Raw genomic sequence first — 14,141 nt, 5'->3', positions numbered from 1 at the left:
GCACCGTAACTTCGCGCCATGCACAGAAGCGGTTTCGTTAACATCATCGGCCGGCCCAACGCCGGAAAATCCACCCTCATGAACGGCCTCGTGGGCGAGCGAATGAGCATCATCACGGCCAAACCACAGACGACGCGCCACCGCATCTTCGGCATCGTCACCGCCGAAGATTATCAGATTGTATTTTCGGACACACCCGGCGCGATCGAAGAGCCGCACTACAAGATGCAGGAGATGATGAACCGCTACGTCAACTCTAGTTTTGAGGATGCCGACGTGATGATCTACCTCGTGGACCCGCTCGAAGAATACGCCGAGGACGACATGCTCGTCAGCAAGATGCGGCGGGCGGAATTTCCGCTTTACCTCGTTTTCAATAAGGTCGATCTGGTGAGCAATAAGGTATTGAATAAGCAGCGGAAGCTCTTCAAGCACTGGATCAAACCCACCAAGATCTTCGAGATTTCCGCCCTCTCCGGCGACGGCGTCCCGGATCTTCTCGCAGCCATCGTCGAGACCCTCCCCGAAGGGCCTAAATATTTTCCCGACGACCAATTAACGGACCGTAGCGAGCGCTTTTTCGTCTCCGAAATTATCCGCGAGCAGATCCTCGAGCAGTACCACCAGGAAATCCCCTACTCCGTCGAAATCGACATTGAAAGCTTTGAAGAAACGGAAACGAAAGATGGCCTGGAACTCGCCCGCATCACCGCGCTAATCTACGTGTCCCGCAAGACCCAAAAGCCCATCATGATCGGTAAGGGCGGCCAGGCCATTAAGAAACTCGGGATGAACGCCCGTAAGCGGATGGAGGATTTTCTCCAGCGCCGCGTTTACCTGGAACTACACGTGAAAGTCAAGGAGGATTGGCGGGATGATGAGGGGGCTTTGAAGCGATTTGGGTATGAACGGTAAGTAGATTATTAGGCGGTAGGCTGGTAGGCGGTAGGTGATCTAAGTATGGGTCGAGATTTCGGGCGCGGGCTGGCTGCCAGCTAGTCCCGTACTTTGTCGGGATGCAATTAAAATTACCCGGAAGAGCAGCGAAGCGAGTCGTCGGCCGCTATTTGCCGCCACTTCTGCGGTTAGCAACCTACATCTTTGGTAATACAAACAATACGACCGGCCATTCGTACGGTACTTACCGCTGTACCAGCACCACTATTGTACCAAATACACATGAAACCCATCTTCACCCTCCTGATCTTAATCGTTACCTTAACTGCCTGCTCTGACCGCCGCGACATCCGTGAATACTACTTCCCCGCCCGCGAACTCGTCAACACCGACGGTAAGGTCTACGCCTACGAAAACACCGGCACCCTCCCCGGGCCGGATACGATCTACTGGTATTACCTCGGCGTCGACCTCGACACGGCGCTCTACCTCTCCGTTACTCGCTACGGCCCCGACCTTAGCCCCCAGCAACTAGCACGGGAGGAAGTGACCAATGAAGGAATTAGAATGCGCAAACTCACCGTCCTGGGCCAGGATTCCCTTGGCGTTGCCATCCCCACCGAAGTAGAAATGCTTTTTAACCGATCCTTCCCGTTCTACCTCGATAAGGTGCCAACTACTTACGGCTACCGAATGCGCGGAAAATTCACCCCGGGGTCAGAAATAGTAACGTACGTCTCCCTCGAACGGAAATACCGAAAGGACACGACCGTCACCGTACTGGGTGAAGAACGTGACGCCCTGGTCTTCGACCTAGCCGGCGAAGTCAGCGTACGCGACCCTGAAGACGGCGACATCAGCCCCCAGTTCACCGGCTACGAAATTTACGCCCGGGGCGTCGGCCTAGCCGAATACTACCGCGACCTCGGAGCAGCCGGAGCCCTCGGTGGTCGGTTGCAGCGGCTAATTCCAATGAATGATTTTGCGCTGGAGCGGTTACCTAAATAGTAAGTAATTGATGTTACGCAGATTCTATAGCCACATAAATACAAAACCACAGAAAATCTCTTCTTGGCTACGCCGAAGCACCTTTGTCTACGCTTTTGTGATTTGCTTTGCAGTATTTCATACGCTATGGTTATGTAGCAAAATCTGGTCGGGTAAGGTCAGTGAGTAATCCAAAAAGATTAAGCTTACCACCTAACGACCCGCCGCCCCCGTAAATGCAAACAATCATTAGCGAACCCACTTCACAATCAAGCTTAGCGAAATGTGATATCCGCAACCACTCAAGCCTATCGCCCCACAACTCACCAGCCACCAACCGAGTTAACTCAACCCGTACCTTCGCCCGTCAAAAGCCGCAAGCAGCCTAAAAGCGAAGCGCCCCTAAAAGCAAAGCTTAAAAAAATGAAAGCATACATCCTAACCATCGGGGACGAGATCCTCATCGGGCAGGTAACCGACACCAACGCCACCTACATGGCCGCCGCCCTGAGCGCGGAAGGTTATCAAGTCGTCGAGCACCTCTCCGTCGCCGACAGCCGGGAGGGCATTACCTACGGGCTCGACCGGGCGATGCAATCGGCTGATTTGGTATTAATTACCGGCGGCCTCGGGCCGACTAAAGACGACATCACGAAAAAAGTCCTGGCCGACTACTTCGACACCGAGCTCGTTTTCCACCAGGAATCTTTCGACCGCCTCACCAAAGTCTACCAGCGCTTCGGCCGCGAGCCCGACGCCAGCCACCGCGTGCAGTGCGAATTACCCGCGGCAGCTGAAATACTGACCAACAAGCGCGGCACCGCGCCCGGCATGTGGCTGGAAGAGAACGGCCGGATCGTCGTCTCCATGCCCGGCGTCCCCTACGAAATGCGCTACCTCGTCAAGCATGAAGTGTTGCCCCGCCTGCGCGAACGCTTTGCGGCCGACGACAAAACCCGCTCCCTGACCATCCTCACCGCTGGCGCCGGCGAGAGTACTATTGCCGAGCAGATTGCTTCGGTAGAAGATAGTTTGCCGGAGCACATGTCGCTCGCCTACCTCCCCAATCTCGGCACCGTCCGCCTCCGCCTCACCATCCGTGGTGACGATGAGGATAAGATGCAAGCCGAAATCCGGGAGTACCGGGACAAAATCGAGCAAATCATTGGCGACCTCGTGTTCGGCTACGGTGAGGAGGATATTGCGGGGGCCGTCGGCCGCCGCCTGCTGGAAAGGAAGCAAACACTGGTCACCGCGGAATCCTGCACGGGCGGCACGATGGCCAGTATGCTAACGGGTAACGCCGGCAGCAGCGCTTATTTCCTGGGCGGTGCCGTGACTTACTCCAACGCGCTAAAAAATGCGCTGCTCGGCGTCCAGCTCTCGACGATAGAGGAATTCGGGGCCGTGAGCGAACAGACCGTCCGGGAGATGGCCGAAGGCGCGCGGAAGAATTTGCGGGCCGACTACGCCATTGCCGCTTCCGGCATCGCCGGGCCGGACGGGGGCACCGAGGAAAAGCCCGTCGGCACCATCTGGCTGGCCGTTGCCGGGCCCGACGGCACACAAACTAAACTACTGCGCGCGGGTAAAGACCGTAAACGGAACATCACCTTTACGGCGTTGCAGGGCCTTAATACGCTACGTCGTATCCTGGACGGTCTGCCAATTGACTAAGCTCTCGCGCGTAACCGTTATCTTGCGCCTTTTCTACTTCAAGCCCACCACCACCACAAAAGATCAATCATGGCCCAAATAGAGCTCATCATGCCCAAAATGGGCGAATCCATCATCGAAGCGACCATCCTTAACTGGGTCAAAAAGGTTGGTGACGAAGTTGAGATGGACGACACCATCCTGGAAATCGCAACCGACAAGGTCGACTCGGAGGTGCCATCTCCGGTCGACGGGAAAATCGCCAAGATTCTTTTTGACGTGGATGCCGTCGTGGCCGTCGGTGACGTCATCGCACTGATTGAAACCGATGCGGAGGCCGAAGTTATGGCCAGCCCGGCTACCGGCCAGGCAGTTTCTGATTCCGGAACGGCTCCTGCTCCTACCCCGGCGCCTCCCGTCCCCACTGCTCCTATGCCTACTTCCCCCGCACCCGCGACAGCGCAAAATACAGTGCAAAAAGAGGTGGCGCAAACGCGGGTGCAAGCGAATTCGGAAGGAGCGACGTCTGGTGAATCCGACCGCTTCTACAGCCCACTCGTCCGCACGATGGCCGCGAAAGAGAAGATCGGCACGGCCGAGCTCGACAGCATCCCCGGCTCCGGAAAGGACGGGCGCGTGAATAAATCCGACATGCTCGCTTACCTAAAACGGCGGGACAACAGCTTCCTGATCGGCAACGTAGCCAAAGCTCCGCAACCGGAACCACAAGCGACGGCACGCGTGGAAACGAGTAAGCCAGCTACCACCAGCGTCTCCGGCGGCGACGAGATCATTGCCATGGGCCGCATGCGCAAACTGATCGCCCAGCACATGGTCGACAGCAAAAAGACCTCGCCACACGTCACGAGTTTTATCGAAGTAGACGTGACCGACATCGTCAACTGGCGCAACAAGATTAAGGGTGGCTTCCAGCAAAAGCACGGGCAAAAGATCACCTTCACGCCGATCTTCGTCGAGGCGGTCGCCAAGGCGATCAAAGACTTCCCGCTGGTGAACGTCAGCGTCGACGGGGACAACATCATCAAAAAGGGTAACATCAACGTGGGCATGGCCGCCGCGCTGCCGACGGGTAACCTGATCGTGCCCGTCATCAAAAATGCCGACCAGTTGAACCTGCTGGGCATCACCAAAGCCGTCAATGACCTGGCCAGCCGCGCCCGCGCGGGCAAACTCAAGCCCGACGACACCCAGGGCGGCACGTTCACGCTGACTAACGTCGGCACCTTCGGTAACGTCATGGGCACGCCCATCATCAACCAGCCGCAGGCGGCGATTTTGGCCGTCGGGGCAATTCAGAAAAAACCGGCCGTGGTGGAAACGGAATACGGGGATCTGATCGCCGTGCGCCAACTGATGTTCATGTCCCTGAGCTACGACCACCGGGTGGTAGATGGCGCCCTGGGCGGCAGCTTCTTGCGGCGGATCGGCGACTACCTGGAAGCCTTCGACGTGAACCGGACGGACGTTTAAAACAATTGACCGGTTACTTTAGGGCACCGTCCGTACTGCCGATTATTAACCCACAAGCTCAACCATTACGGTGGGTTAAACTGGTTTAACCCGCCGTAATGTTGAGCTAACGCGGTGGCCACGTTACCTTGTCCCGTATGCGACTGCTGTTTATCCTGTTAATACTCCCTAATCTGCTGTGCGGGCAAGATCGTAGTCGCCTGGAAAGCGCACGACTTCAGTACGCGGCGGGAGAATACGCGGCCGTGGTACAAACATTACGGCTGGGTCGGGGGCTAGCAAAGGAAGACACCGAAGCGGCACTCTTACTGGCGGTCAGCTTGTTCCACGTCAATGATTTGACGGCGGCCAAGACCGAGTTGGATAATTTGATCGCACGGGGCGGCGGCGACCTCCCACTCGCCCGCTTCTACCGCGGCCGGGTCTACCACGCCCAAAACCTCTTCACCGAGGCGATGGTAGAATACAAGAAATTTGCCCGCACTCTCGACCAGAGCGGAGAGACTTGGCTAACCATAACCACTTTACTCCGCAACGTCGACAACGGTCTGCGGGCAAGTGGCGGTACCGAACAAATCCTGGTCGATAATCTCGGCCCGGCGGTAAATACGCCGGGGGACGAGTTCGGCCCCATCCCCAGCCCTTCCGGGAATGGCCGCGTGTACTTTACCGCACATTCATCCGGCCTCGGTGGACCCGAAGGCAACACCGACATTCTGGTCACCTCCGCCTCCGGCGATGGGTGGGTGAGCCGCACTTCTCTCAACCCCTTACTCAACACCCCCCTCAACGAGAACTTGGTGGACATCAGCCAAAACGGGAACCGGCTGTACTACTTCCGGGGGGAAACGATGATGAACGGTGACTACCTGGTGGACACCTTTCGCCAGGACAACACCACGGAATTAGTTACCCTCGCCGTCGAAGTTCCTTTCTCCGGCCGTACCCGCGACGTGACCCCTTTTTTCAGTGCCGACGACGCAGTTTACTTCGCCAGTGACCGCCCGGATGGTTACGGGGGGCTAGATCTCTACCGCCGCGAGCGCTTAGCCGACGGAACCTTCGGCCCCTCCACGAACCTGGGGCCTACCGTCAACGGCCCGTACGATGAGATCTGCCCGTTCGTCGCCCGCAACGGTCGCACGCTCTACTTCAGCACGAACGACCCTGAGTTTAGCATTGGCGGTTTCGACGTCGTGAAGTCCTTTCGGGTCATCAACGGAGACGGTCAGTTCACCCTACCGGAAAACGTGGGCTTACCCATCAACTCCGCCGGAGACGACACCCACTTCCGGTTGGCTCCGGACACCTTTACCGGCTTCTTAGCTAGCGACCGCAAGGATGGCTACGGGCAGCGAGATATTTATGCCATCTACTACCCCACCGCCCGGTTAGAGATGCAGTGATGCCCGTCCATCAATTCAACCTCCTCCAATTCATGAAAAAAGATTTTAACCGTCTCCTCAAGGAAATCGACGCCGACGACATGCGGGAAGAGCTACGCGTCTTGTACGATCGCTTTCCGGTCGTGCGGGAGTACTACAAAATGGAGTTGGGGGAAAGTACGAAGGCAGTCGTCGACAAATACAAAGCGGATTTGCGCAAGGCCTTCTTTTCGAGCAAGCGGCGGGTGAGCCGGCGGGGGCGGAGTGAGTCCAAGAAAGTTTTGAAGGCCTTTTCGCTGGTCTCCATCCACCCGCGTGACCTGGTGGAACTCTATTTCTACCGCGCGGAAGTGATGGCCGAAGCCGTCGTTCATTACCGCATCGAAAATGATTCCTTCTTACTGGCTACGGTCAAGGCCTTTGAGGAAGCTTTGGTGCTGGCGGAGAAAGAACTGCTGATAGAATCATACCACCCGCAAATTGAGCAACTATCGCAGTACTTTGGCGACCACGTGCGGTACGGAGATTATTCTTTTTGGCCCTTGTTTCGGGAATATTTTGGGGAGGGGTGAGGGATCAAATGTGTTTTGTCGCTATTTACACATAAGATAAACTTTCGCGGATCAACGCTGCGCATTAATCCACGAAAGATGCATTCGATAGGAAATGACTAACCTAAAGCTGCGAGAATTTAAACGGGTACTTCGGCTACAAACTAGATGCGTCTACTTCAGACCACCGCTGTGCGATGATTCAAAGTAGACGCATCAGATGATTGCCGTTGGCAGTAACTTAGCTAAAGTAGCTTGAGACTGTGGGTCCGAATGCTAAATACGGCTGTTTACAATAACTCAATGGGCACTTCCACAAAAGTCTTATCCCAGCCCATTTTCAGGTGGACCATGCCGGAGTCCGCTTCGAACATCGTGATGGAAAAATTCTCCATGCTATCAGCCATCGTTTGCGTGGGCACGGTGGTGGTAGCCACGTTGTGTTCTGGCTTGTAGGCGTATACGCCCCAGCCGTCCAGGTCGAGACTGAAGAACACTTCCCACTCGTCGGCGGTGGGGATGGCACCGAAAGAATAACGACCGGCGGGGAGAACTTGGTCGCCGATCTTCACGGGGACGAGGAACTGGATCTCGGCCGTCTCGTTGGCACCTAATCGGTAAGCATCACCGTAGGGAGCTAAGTCACCACCCCACACCTCGCGGTCTTTCTTGTAGGGGCGACTGTAGAGGACGCGAATTTTTGGCTCCAGAGCCACGGCGGCGCTGTCCGTTTTAGCGAACGAGCGAAAAGCGGCGCGGGCGGGGTAGTAGACGGCGTCGAGTGGGCTCTTGTCCAATTCGGCAAAATCTTGCGCGGATAAGGTAAAGGCGGACCCGATGAGGGCCATGGAGAGCAATAGTTTCTTAAGCATGTTTGGAATGTTGTTGGTTAGATAGATAGCTGTTAGTTAGGGCTGAGTAGTGTTTCTTAAGGTACGACTTGGTGGCTAGAAAAGCCATATTTTGCAAGCGAGTGTCGCATTCCAGCGCTTAAACCCACCGCAAGAAATCCACCACCACCTTGCCCCAGGTTTCCGGTTCGTGCTTGCCGCCGTCTACCTCGGTATACACAAAATCGGTCCCTTCGGCCATACCCTTCTCCGTGAGGGCAGCCATTAACTGCAGGGTGTCGTCGATGGCGTCGATGATGCCGTTGTTGTTGCGGTCTGCCCGTTCGTCTTCCGTGCCGGCCATGAACCAGAATTTGACGGGTGGGGCTTTTTTCGCGCGGCGGACGTAATCGTGGACGATCAGGTTCGCGTCAGGATGGTTGGCGTCGAACTCCTTTTTCCGCCACCAGAAAGAACCGCTGAAGGCACCCGCGCTTCCGAACTCGGAGGGGTTGCGCCAGGCCACGTCGAAGGCGTTAAGGCCGCCGAGGCTGAAGCCGGCAATGGCGCGCTTACCGGGGTTGTGGTAAATATTGTAACGGTCTTCCAACCAAGGAATGAGTTCTTTAAGCAGGAACGTTTCGTATTCTTTGGCTTGGTCACCGCGGTTGAGGTAGTCGGGCCGGCCGGCGGTTCCGTATTCCCGCATCCGGTCGCCGGCGTGAATGCCCACGATCAGGGTATTGCCCAGCGTGTCCTCTTCGTACGCGCCGCGTAATTTGTTTTCGAGGTCCATTTCCTTCAGGTCCTGGCCATCGTTAAAGAGCACGAGCGACAGCAGGCGCCACGGTGGCACGGCCGGGCGGTACACGTCGATCATCACGTCCCGATCTAGCGCGCCCGCGGGCATGAGGAAGGAGCGTTTGATGACTTGGCGGCGCCGGGAAAGGACGCTGCCAAAGATTTGCCGGACGTAAGAAAAAGCCATTCGGGGAGGTAGTTAAAGTAAACTATAACGGCTAGTACCTAACGGAGTTGAGTTTTTTGCCGGAACAAATTACGGGCCGCAAAAGTCGCCCGCCGGCATTGTTGGGGTAGATTTTTGTCGGCCTTGCTTACCTTGCGTACAAACCACCCCCAGCAGATGCAGGAAACTTATACTGAGTTCTACAGCCACCACCTTGGCCACAACGTCAAGATGCTCACCTTTGGCACCAAGGGATATCCCCTCGTCATTTTCCCCACTACCCTCGGCAGCTACTCTGAGGCGAAGGATCGGGGCATGGTCGAGACCCTGCGCTGGTTCGTCGAGCGGGGGTTTCTCCAGGTTTTCTGCCCGGATAGCATCAACAACTACAGCTGGTACGCGAAAATCCACCCGAAGCACAAAGTGGAGCGACACCTGCAATACGATCGGTTTTTGGCTGAAGAGTTCATCCCCCAAATTCGCTGGAACACCGGCACCGGTCGCGTCGCCTGTTGCGGCATCAGTTTCGGTGGGTTCAGCGCGGCCAACTTCGCCTTTCGCCACCCGGAAATGGTCAGTCACCTGATTTGCCTGAGTGGGGCGTTCAGCATCAAGTCCTTCCTACACGGTTACTACGACGACAACGTTTACTTCAACAACCCGGTAGACTTCATACCCAATGCGAATAATCCTTATCTCTGGGACATGAAGATTATTCTCGGAACAAGCAATTGGGATATTTGCCTGGATAACAATCTGAAATTCAGTGAAATTCTACGGGCCAAGCAAATCCCGCACTGGCTCGACGTGCTGGGGGACGTAGAGCACGACTGGCCCCTCTGGTTGGAAATGTTGCCACGGTACGCGGGCCACATTAAGTAGAGTTGGCGCGGTCGCGGGTGCGGGGTTTTTCAGGGAGAGCAGGTGGTAGGCGGTAGGCGGTAGGTACTCAGTTTTGAAGTTCGGGATGTATTGATGAGTATGGTTAAGGTTTCTGTGCGAGGTTGGTAGTGACCTATTATGTTATTGATGCATCGTGAGGATTTGTTCCTGGCGGTTTCGAGTCCTGGCGTTTGGCACGCTTAAACTACGGGTAGAATTCCCTTCTTTAAACCACCGAATACTCCACCCCGTGAACCTCCTGGCCAATTACCGTAAGCAGTTCGCGTTCTACCGGTCGCTCGGTGAAAGAGCGATGGAGCAGCTCGGTGAGGAGGAGCTATTTTTCGACGACGCAGCGGGGTCTAACTCGATCGCCGTAATTGTCAAACACCTGGCGGGGAACATGCACAGCCGCTGGACGGACTTGCTAACGAGCGACGGAGAGAAGCCGTGGCGAGATCGGGACCAAGAGTTTGTTGACGATTTCGCCGACCGGGCGGCGCTGGAAAACGCCTGGAACCTGCTGGAAGCTGCCCTCCTTAGCCTGAACGAGACCGATCTCGACCGGACCGTCTACATCCGCGCCGAAGCCCATACCGTTTACGAGGCAATTAACCGTCAACTGGCGCATTACGCTTACCACGTGGGGCAGATCGTGCTCCTGGCGAAACAGTGCAAGGGAGAAAATTGGGTTTCTCTTTCCATTGCCAAAGGTCAGTCTGAAGCCTTCAACGCTAGTAAATTCGGCAGGTAGAACGAGCGTAGTTATGGTAGTTTGTCGGTAGGCTCCTCCTCCAAAAACCTTTGCACCCGCGACCGCGCCCTGCTTAAATAAGCAATCCACCCGAGCAAAATCTAAGAGCAAAGTCAGACACAATAAGTAGCAGGGATACTAACTCGCTCGATCTTTACTCTCTATTCTTACTTCTATACTCTTCTTCACTCCCTAAATTCCACCTGCACCATATCTTCCTCCTGAATACTCAACAGCGACGCCGCCCGGCCCATGTTGATGGCGACTTCGAGGTAGCCGTCCGAATTAAAGCGGCACAGCGCCTCGCCCTGGGGGACGTCGTGGTAGCGCACGCTGAGTTGGTCGAGTGGCTTCATACGCTTGATGAGTAGCTGAAAAGGGCGGCCCCGACCGATTTCTTCGAACCGGCCGCGGGTAACGTTGGTGGTCACGTTGTCGTAGCGGTCCACGAAAGAAACCGTGCCACGGATGTAGTCGGGGCCGATGACGGGTTGAAAAGTGAGGCGCTCCGTGAATTTGGTGGTGGGCAAACCAACTTCGTAGAAAGGTTTGTCGGCCGCAACGTGGGCCACGGCGCGGGCGTAGATCTCCGGCAGGCTCGTGCTTGATTTGAGTCCGTCGAGGACGTACGTTTCTTCGGGCAACTTACCGAAGATGAGACTGAAAATACCGTTATCCGGGCCAATGAAGTACTGGCGCTCGTGCAGGATGGCCAGGAACCGGCTCTTGGGTTGGTAGAAGTCGTTGACGCTCACGACGTGGATCGTTCCCGCCGGATAGTGTTGCCAAACACGTTTAAAGATAAAGGAGGCGCGCACGATGTCGTAAGGGGGAATATCGTGCGTCAGGTCGACGAGTTGAATCGCGCGACCCGACCCGAGCAGGTGGGCTTTGAGGCGGGGCAGGTGAAAATCTCCCTGGCCAAAATCAGTGGTGAGGGTGACGATGGGGGGGCTAGATTGTGCCATGGTGGTGGTTGCGGTCGGTCTTAAGAGCCCGTTATAACAACAAGCTACGGCTAGGATCAGTAGGGCGAAGGTAGAATTTTCGGCTGGTTATTTAGCTCCGCTAAGCTGATGGGAAGAGCACGGTAGCCTTTTTTATGGCGCCCTTAACGATGCGCAACTTTTGCGCCCACTTTCCGGTTCATCTAACCCACGTCAATTCCCAGTTCAGGGAGCGACCAAAACCCTTTCGTTTGAGCGAAATCGAAGTATCCATCAGCGGCGTCGACCCCCTGGCCCTGCTGGGCGGCAACAATAAGAAGTTGAATATTATCCGGGAAGGATTCCCGGACGTAAAGGTCACCCAGCGCGGGACGACCGTTAAGATCAAAGGCAGTAAGGAGGACTCCCAGAAGGTAAAGCACCACCTCGAACTCATGATGCGCCTCCTGCAGGACAACCGCGAACTGACGACCCAGACCGTGGAAGATATTCTGGCCGGGGAAAATCCGTTCGTCACCAAGCTTGGGCCCGGTGTCTCTAACAAGACCATATTATATGGTCTCAGTGGTAAGCCCATCAAAGCCCGCACGGCGAATCAGGCTAGATTGGTGGAAGCCGCCGGTAAGAATGATATTGTCTTCGCCGTTGGCCCGGCCGGTACTGGTAAAACATATACCGCCGTAGCATTAGCCGTCCGTGCCCTTAAGACGAAAGCCGTAAAAAAAATCATTCTTACCCGTCCGGCCGTTGAAGCTGGGGAAAGCCTTGGTTTCTTGCCCGGTGACCTTCAGGACAAGATTGATCCCTACCTTCGTCCGTTGTACGATGCCCTTGACGACATGATCCCGGCCGACCGCCAGGCGAAATTTCGGGAGGAGCGCATTATTGAAATAGCCCCCCTCGCTTACATGCGTGGTCGGACTTTAGATAATTGTTTCGTAATCATGGACGAAGCACAGAATACGACCACCAGTCAACTCAAGATGTTCCTCACCCGCCTGGGCCCCTCCGCCAAGGCCATCGTTACTGGAGACCTGAGTCAGGTCGATTTGCCGCGCAATCAGCAGTCGGGCTTACGCCGGGCGGTGAGCATCCTCGGCAAGATTAAGGGAATCGGCGTCATTAAGCTTACGGCGGATGACGTAGTGCGGCACCGTTTGGTTAAGTCCATTATCAAGGCTTACGAAGCCGAAGATGATGCGCAGGGACGCGACGGGAATGGAACGCGCGAATCCGGTACTTTTGAACGGCTGGGCGCGCCAGCACGAAGCCGTTCACGGGATGAACCCAGGACAGATAATTAGACGATCTAACTTTTTTTGCCGCTAAAAGGCCTGTGCGAGCACCACAATCGGGGACACAATATACAAGAATGCCAGCTACGTAAGTAGCTGGCATTCTTGTGTTTATTAGATAATATTTTGTATCAAGGCACTTATATGGGGTAACAGCGACTTTAATACTGTTTTGAGAAGCAGGCCGTGCTGGCCCCACCTTTACGGTACAATAAGCAACCAATATGAGCAATATCTTTTCCCTCCTGTCCGCCGAGCAAGTCGATTCACTCCTCAGCGTCTACGACTTCGCCGCCACCTCCTTCAGCCAGGTAGCAATTTTCATCACCGATGCGCTTGACTACATCGTCGTCGAAGACGTCATCCTTTAATTAACTCCCCAAAATAAACAACCGTGAATAATATCCTTTCCCTCCTATCCACCGAGCAAGTCGATTCACTCCTCAGCGTCTACGACTTCGCCGCCACCTCCTTCAACCAGGTAGCAATTTTCATCACCGATGCGCTTGACTACATCGTCGTCGAAGACGTCATCCTTTAATCCCCCAAAAAAAAGTAATCATGAATAATATCATTTCCCTCCTGTCCGCCGAGCAAGTCGATTCACTCCTCAGCGTCTACAACTTCGCCGCTACTTCCTTCAACCAGGTAGCCCTTTTCGTAACCGATGCGCTTGATTACATCGTTGTCGAAGATGTCGTCCTTTAATTAATCTCCCTAAAATAAACAACCATGAATAATATCTTTTCCCTCCTGTCCGCCGAGCAAGTCGATTCACTCCTCAGCGTCTACGACTTCGCCGCCACCTCCTTCAACCAAGTAGCACTTTTCATCACCGATGCGCTTGATTACATCGTTGTCGAAGATGTCGTCCTTTAATTAATCTCCCCAAAATAAACAACCATGAATAATATCTTTTCCCTCCTGTCCGCCGAGCAAGTCGATTCACTCCTCAGCGTCTACGACTTCGCCGCCACTTCTTTCAACCAAGTAGCCCTTTTCATCACCGATGCGCTTGATTACATCGTTGTCGAAGATGTCGTCCTTTAATTAATCCCCCAAACAAATAACCATGAATAACATTCTTTCCCTCCTGTCCGCCGAGCAAGTCGATTCACTCCTCAGCGTTTACGACTTCGCCGCCACCTCTTTCAACCAGGTAGCCCTTTTCATCACCGATGCGCTTGATTACATCGTTGTCGAAGATGTCGTCCTTTAATTAATCCCCCAAACAAACAACCATGAATAACATTCTTTCCCTCCTGTCCGCCGAGCAAGTCGATTCACTCCTCAGTGTCTACGACTTCGCCGCCACCTCTTTCAACCAGGTAGCCCTTTTCATCACCGATGCGCTTGATTACATCGTTGTTGAAGATGTCGTCCTTTAATTAATCCCCAAAATAAACAACCATGAATAACATTCTTTCCCTCCTGTCCGCCGAGCAAGTCGATTCACTCCTCAGTGTCTACGACTTCGCCGCCACCTCTTTCAACCAGGT

At 54.8% G+C, this 14,141-nt stretch carries 19 protein-coding genes; 16 read left to right on the top strand and 3 right to left on the bottom strand.

Annotated features, from left to right (window positions below; translation table 11 throughout):
• Nucleotides 1-18 precede the first annotated feature (18 nt).
• From era to GGR27_RS15830, 6 genes are all read left to right on the top strand, one after another.
• The gene (gene era / locus GGR27_RS15855) at nt 19-915 is read left to right on the top strand and encodes a GTPase Era (RefSeq protein WP_168039105.1); all 897 of its coding nucleotides are present in this window, start codon (nt 19-21) and stop codon (nt 913-915) included.
• A gap of 264 nt (nt 916-1,179) precedes the next feature.
• Nucleotides 1,180-1,905 carry a hypothetical protein gene (locus GGR27_RS15850; RefSeq protein ID WP_168039103.1) on the top strand — a complete coding sequence of 242 codons (726 nt, stop codon included), beginning with the start codon at nt 1,180-1,182 and terminating at the stop codon, nt 1,903-1,905.
• Nucleotides 1,906-2,307: 402 nt separating this feature from the next.
• Nucleotides 2,308-3,561, top strand: a complete 1,254-nt coding sequence (locus GGR27_RS15845) for a competence/damage-inducible protein A (RefSeq protein WP_168039101.1) — start codon at nt 2,308-2,310, stop codon at nt 3,559-3,561.
• 69 nt (nt 3,562-3,630) lie between these two features.
• Nucleotides 3,631-5,031: a dihydrolipoamide acetyltransferase family protein gene (locus GGR27_RS15840; protein WP_168039099.1), complete on the top strand. Its 1,401-nt coding sequence runs from the start codon at nt 3,631-3,633 to the stop codon at nt 5,029-5,031.
• A 137-nt stretch (nt 5,032-5,168) separates the two neighbouring features.
• The gene (locus GGR27_RS15835; protein ID WP_168039097.1) at nt 5,169-6,437 is read left to right on the top strand and encodes a PD40 domain-containing protein; all 1,269 of its coding nucleotides are present in this window, start codon (nt 5,169-5,171) and stop codon (nt 6,435-6,437) included.
• Between the two features lie 32 nt (nt 6,438-6,469).
• Nucleotides 6,470-6,988 (top strand): DUF6155 family protein, encoded by a 519-nt coding sequence (locus GGR27_RS15830; protein ID WP_168039095.1) that lies wholly within the window; start codon nt 6,470-6,472, stop codon nt 6,986-6,988.
• Nucleotides 6,989-7,257: 269 nt separating this feature from the next.
• Here GGR27_RS15830 and GGR27_RS15825 read toward each other — a convergent pair whose 3' ends face one another.
• Nucleotides 7,258-7,839, bottom strand: a complete 582-nt coding sequence (locus GGR27_RS15825) for a DUF2911 domain-containing protein (RefSeq protein ID WP_245184703.1) — start codon at nt 7,837-7,839, stop codon at nt 7,258-7,260.
• A gap of 118 nt (nt 7,840-7,957) precedes the next feature.
• Nucleotides 7,958-8,785 (bottom strand): alpha/beta hydrolase, encoded by an 828-nt coding sequence (locus tag GGR27_RS15820; protein WP_168039093.1) that lies wholly within the window; start codon nt 8,783-8,785, stop codon nt 7,958-7,960.
• 156 nt (nt 8,786-8,941) lie between these two features.
• Here GGR27_RS15820 and GGR27_RS15815 point away from each other — a divergent pair, with 156 nt between their 5' ends.
• Both GGR27_RS15815 and GGR27_RS15810 read left to right on the top strand, forming a co-directional pair.
• Nucleotides 8,942-9,646, top strand: coding sequence for an alpha/beta hydrolase-fold protein (locus tag GGR27_RS15815; RefSeq protein WP_168039091.1), 705 nt, complete (start codon nt 8,942-8,944; stop codon nt 9,644-9,646).
• 250 nt (nt 9,647-9,896) lie between these two features.
• Nucleotides 9,897-10,400 carry a DUF1572 family protein gene (locus GGR27_RS15810; protein WP_168039089.1) on the top strand — a complete coding sequence of 168 codons (504 nt, stop codon included), beginning with the start codon at nt 9,897-9,899 and terminating at the stop codon, nt 10,398-10,400.
• Between the two features lie 185 nt (nt 10,401-10,585).
• Here the strand turns inward: GGR27_RS15810 and GGR27_RS15805 are convergent, their stop codons facing one another.
• Entirely contained in the window at nt 10,586-11,368 is a 783-nt protein-coding gene (locus GGR27_RS15805; protein WP_168039087.1) for an SAM hydrolase/SAM-dependent halogenase family protein, read from the bottom strand.
• 230 nt (nt 11,369-11,598) lie between these two features.
• Between GGR27_RS15805 and GGR27_RS15800 the strand changes: the two genes are divergently transcribed.
• The 8 genes from GGR27_RS15800 (at nt 11,599) to GGR27_RS15765 (ending at nt 14,030) form a co-directional block, all read left to right on the top strand.
• The gene (locus GGR27_RS15800) at nt 11,599-12,651 is read left to right on the top strand and encodes a PhoH family protein (RefSeq protein WP_245184702.1); all 1,053 of its coding nucleotides are present in this window, start codon (nt 11,599-11,601) and stop codon (nt 12,649-12,651) included.
• Between the two features lie 215 nt (nt 12,652-12,866).
• Entirely contained in the window at nt 12,867-13,013 is a 147-nt protein-coding gene (locus GGR27_RS15795) for a hypothetical protein (RefSeq protein ID WP_168039085.1), read from the top strand.
• Nucleotides 13,014-13,036: 23 nt separating this feature from the next.
• The gene (locus GGR27_RS15790; protein WP_168039083.1) at nt 13,037-13,183 is read left to right on the top strand and encodes a hypothetical protein; all 147 of its coding nucleotides are present in this window, start codon (nt 13,037-13,039) and stop codon (nt 13,181-13,183) included.
• Nucleotides 13,184-13,203: 20 nt separating this feature from the next.
• Nucleotides 13,204-13,350, top strand: coding sequence for a hypothetical protein (locus tag GGR27_RS15785; RefSeq protein WP_168039081.1), 147 nt, complete (start codon nt 13,204-13,206; stop codon nt 13,348-13,350).
• A 24-nt stretch (nt 13,351-13,374) separates the two neighbouring features.
• Nucleotides 13,375-13,521, top strand: a complete 147-nt coding sequence (locus GGR27_RS15780; protein WP_168039079.1) for a hypothetical protein — start codon at nt 13,375-13,377, stop codon at nt 13,519-13,521.
• Nucleotides 13,522-13,545: 24 nt separating this feature from the next.
• Nucleotides 13,546-13,692 carry a hypothetical protein gene (locus GGR27_RS15775; protein ID WP_168039079.1) on the top strand — a complete coding sequence of 49 codons (147 nt, stop codon included), beginning with the start codon at nt 13,546-13,548 and terminating at the stop codon, nt 13,690-13,692.
• A 22-nt stretch (nt 13,693-13,714) separates the two neighbouring features.
• Entirely contained in the window at nt 13,715-13,861 is a 147-nt protein-coding gene (locus tag GGR27_RS15770; protein ID WP_168039077.1) for a hypothetical protein, read from the top strand.
• 22 nt (nt 13,862-13,883) lie between these two features.
• Nucleotides 13,884-14,030 (top strand): hypothetical protein, encoded by a 147-nt coding sequence (locus tag GGR27_RS15765; protein WP_168039077.1) that lies wholly within the window; start codon nt 13,884-13,886, stop codon nt 14,028-14,030.
• Nucleotides 14,031-14,141: the final 111 nt, after the last annotated feature.

Origin of the sequence: Neolewinella antarctica (genome assembly GCF_011927835.1) — a bacterium.
GTDB lineage: Bacteria > Bacteroidota > Bacteroidia > Chitinophagales > Saprospiraceae > Neolewinella > Neolewinella antarctica.
This window is presented reverse-complemented; position numbering and strand designations above follow the sequence as displayed.

Coding starts and splice junctions, on each gene's coding strand:
- GGR27_RS15775 (WP_168039079.1), top strand. CDS start 13,546: ATGAATAATATCTTTTCCCTCCTGTCCGCCGAGCAAGTCGATTCACTC.
- GGR27_RS15820 (WP_168039093.1), bottom strand. CDS start 8,785: ATGGCTTTTTCTTACGTCCGGCAAATCTTTGGCAGCGTCCTTTCCCGG.
- GGR27_RS15840 (WP_168039099.1), top strand. CDS start 3,631: ATGGCCCAAATAGAGCTCATCATGCCCAAAATGGGCGAATCCATCATC.
- GGR27_RS15770 (WP_168039077.1), top strand. CDS start 13,715: ATGAATAACATTCTTTCCCTCCTGTCCGCCGAGCAAGTCGATTCACTC.
- GGR27_RS15765 (WP_168039077.1), top strand. CDS start 13,884: ATGAATAACATTCTTTCCCTCCTGTCCGCCGAGCAAGTCGATTCACTC.
- GGR27_RS15835 (WP_168039097.1), top strand. CDS start 5,169: ATGCGACTGCTGTTTATCCTGTTAATACTCCCTAATCTGCTGTGCGGG.
- GGR27_RS15780 (WP_168039079.1), top strand. CDS start 13,375: ATGAATAATATCTTTTCCCTCCTGTCCGCCGAGCAAGTCGATTCACTC.
- GGR27_RS15850 (WP_168039103.1), top strand. CDS start 1,180: ATGAAACCCATCTTCACCCTCCTGATCTTAATCGTTACCTTAACTGCC.
- GGR27_RS15795 (WP_168039085.1), top strand. CDS start 12,867: ATGAGCAATATCTTTTCCCTCCTGTCCGCCGAGCAAGTCGATTCACTC.
- GGR27_RS15830 (WP_168039095.1), top strand. CDS start 6,470: ATGAAAAAAGATTTTAACCGTCTCCTCAAGGAAATCGACGCCGACGAC.
- GGR27_RS15815 (WP_168039091.1), top strand. CDS start 8,942: ATGCAGGAAACTTATACTGAGTTCTACAGCCACCACCTTGGCCACAAC.
- GGR27_RS15785 (WP_168039081.1), top strand. CDS start 13,204: ATGAATAATATCATTTCCCTCCTGTCCGCCGAGCAAGTCGATTCACTC.
- GGR27_RS15845 (WP_168039101.1), top strand. CDS start 2,308: ATGAAAGCATACATCCTAACCATCGGGGACGAGATCCTCATCGGGCAG.
- GGR27_RS15805 (WP_168039087.1), bottom strand. CDS start 11,368: ATGGCACAATCTAGCCCCCCCATCGTCACCCTCACCACTGATTTTGGC.
- era (WP_168039105.1), top strand. CDS start 19: ATGCACAGAAGCGGTTTCGTTAACATCATCGGCCGGCCCAACGCCGGA.
- GGR27_RS15825 (WP_245184703.1), bottom strand. CDS start 7,839: ATGCTTAAGAAACTATTGCTCTCCATGGCCCTCATCGGGTCCGCCTTT.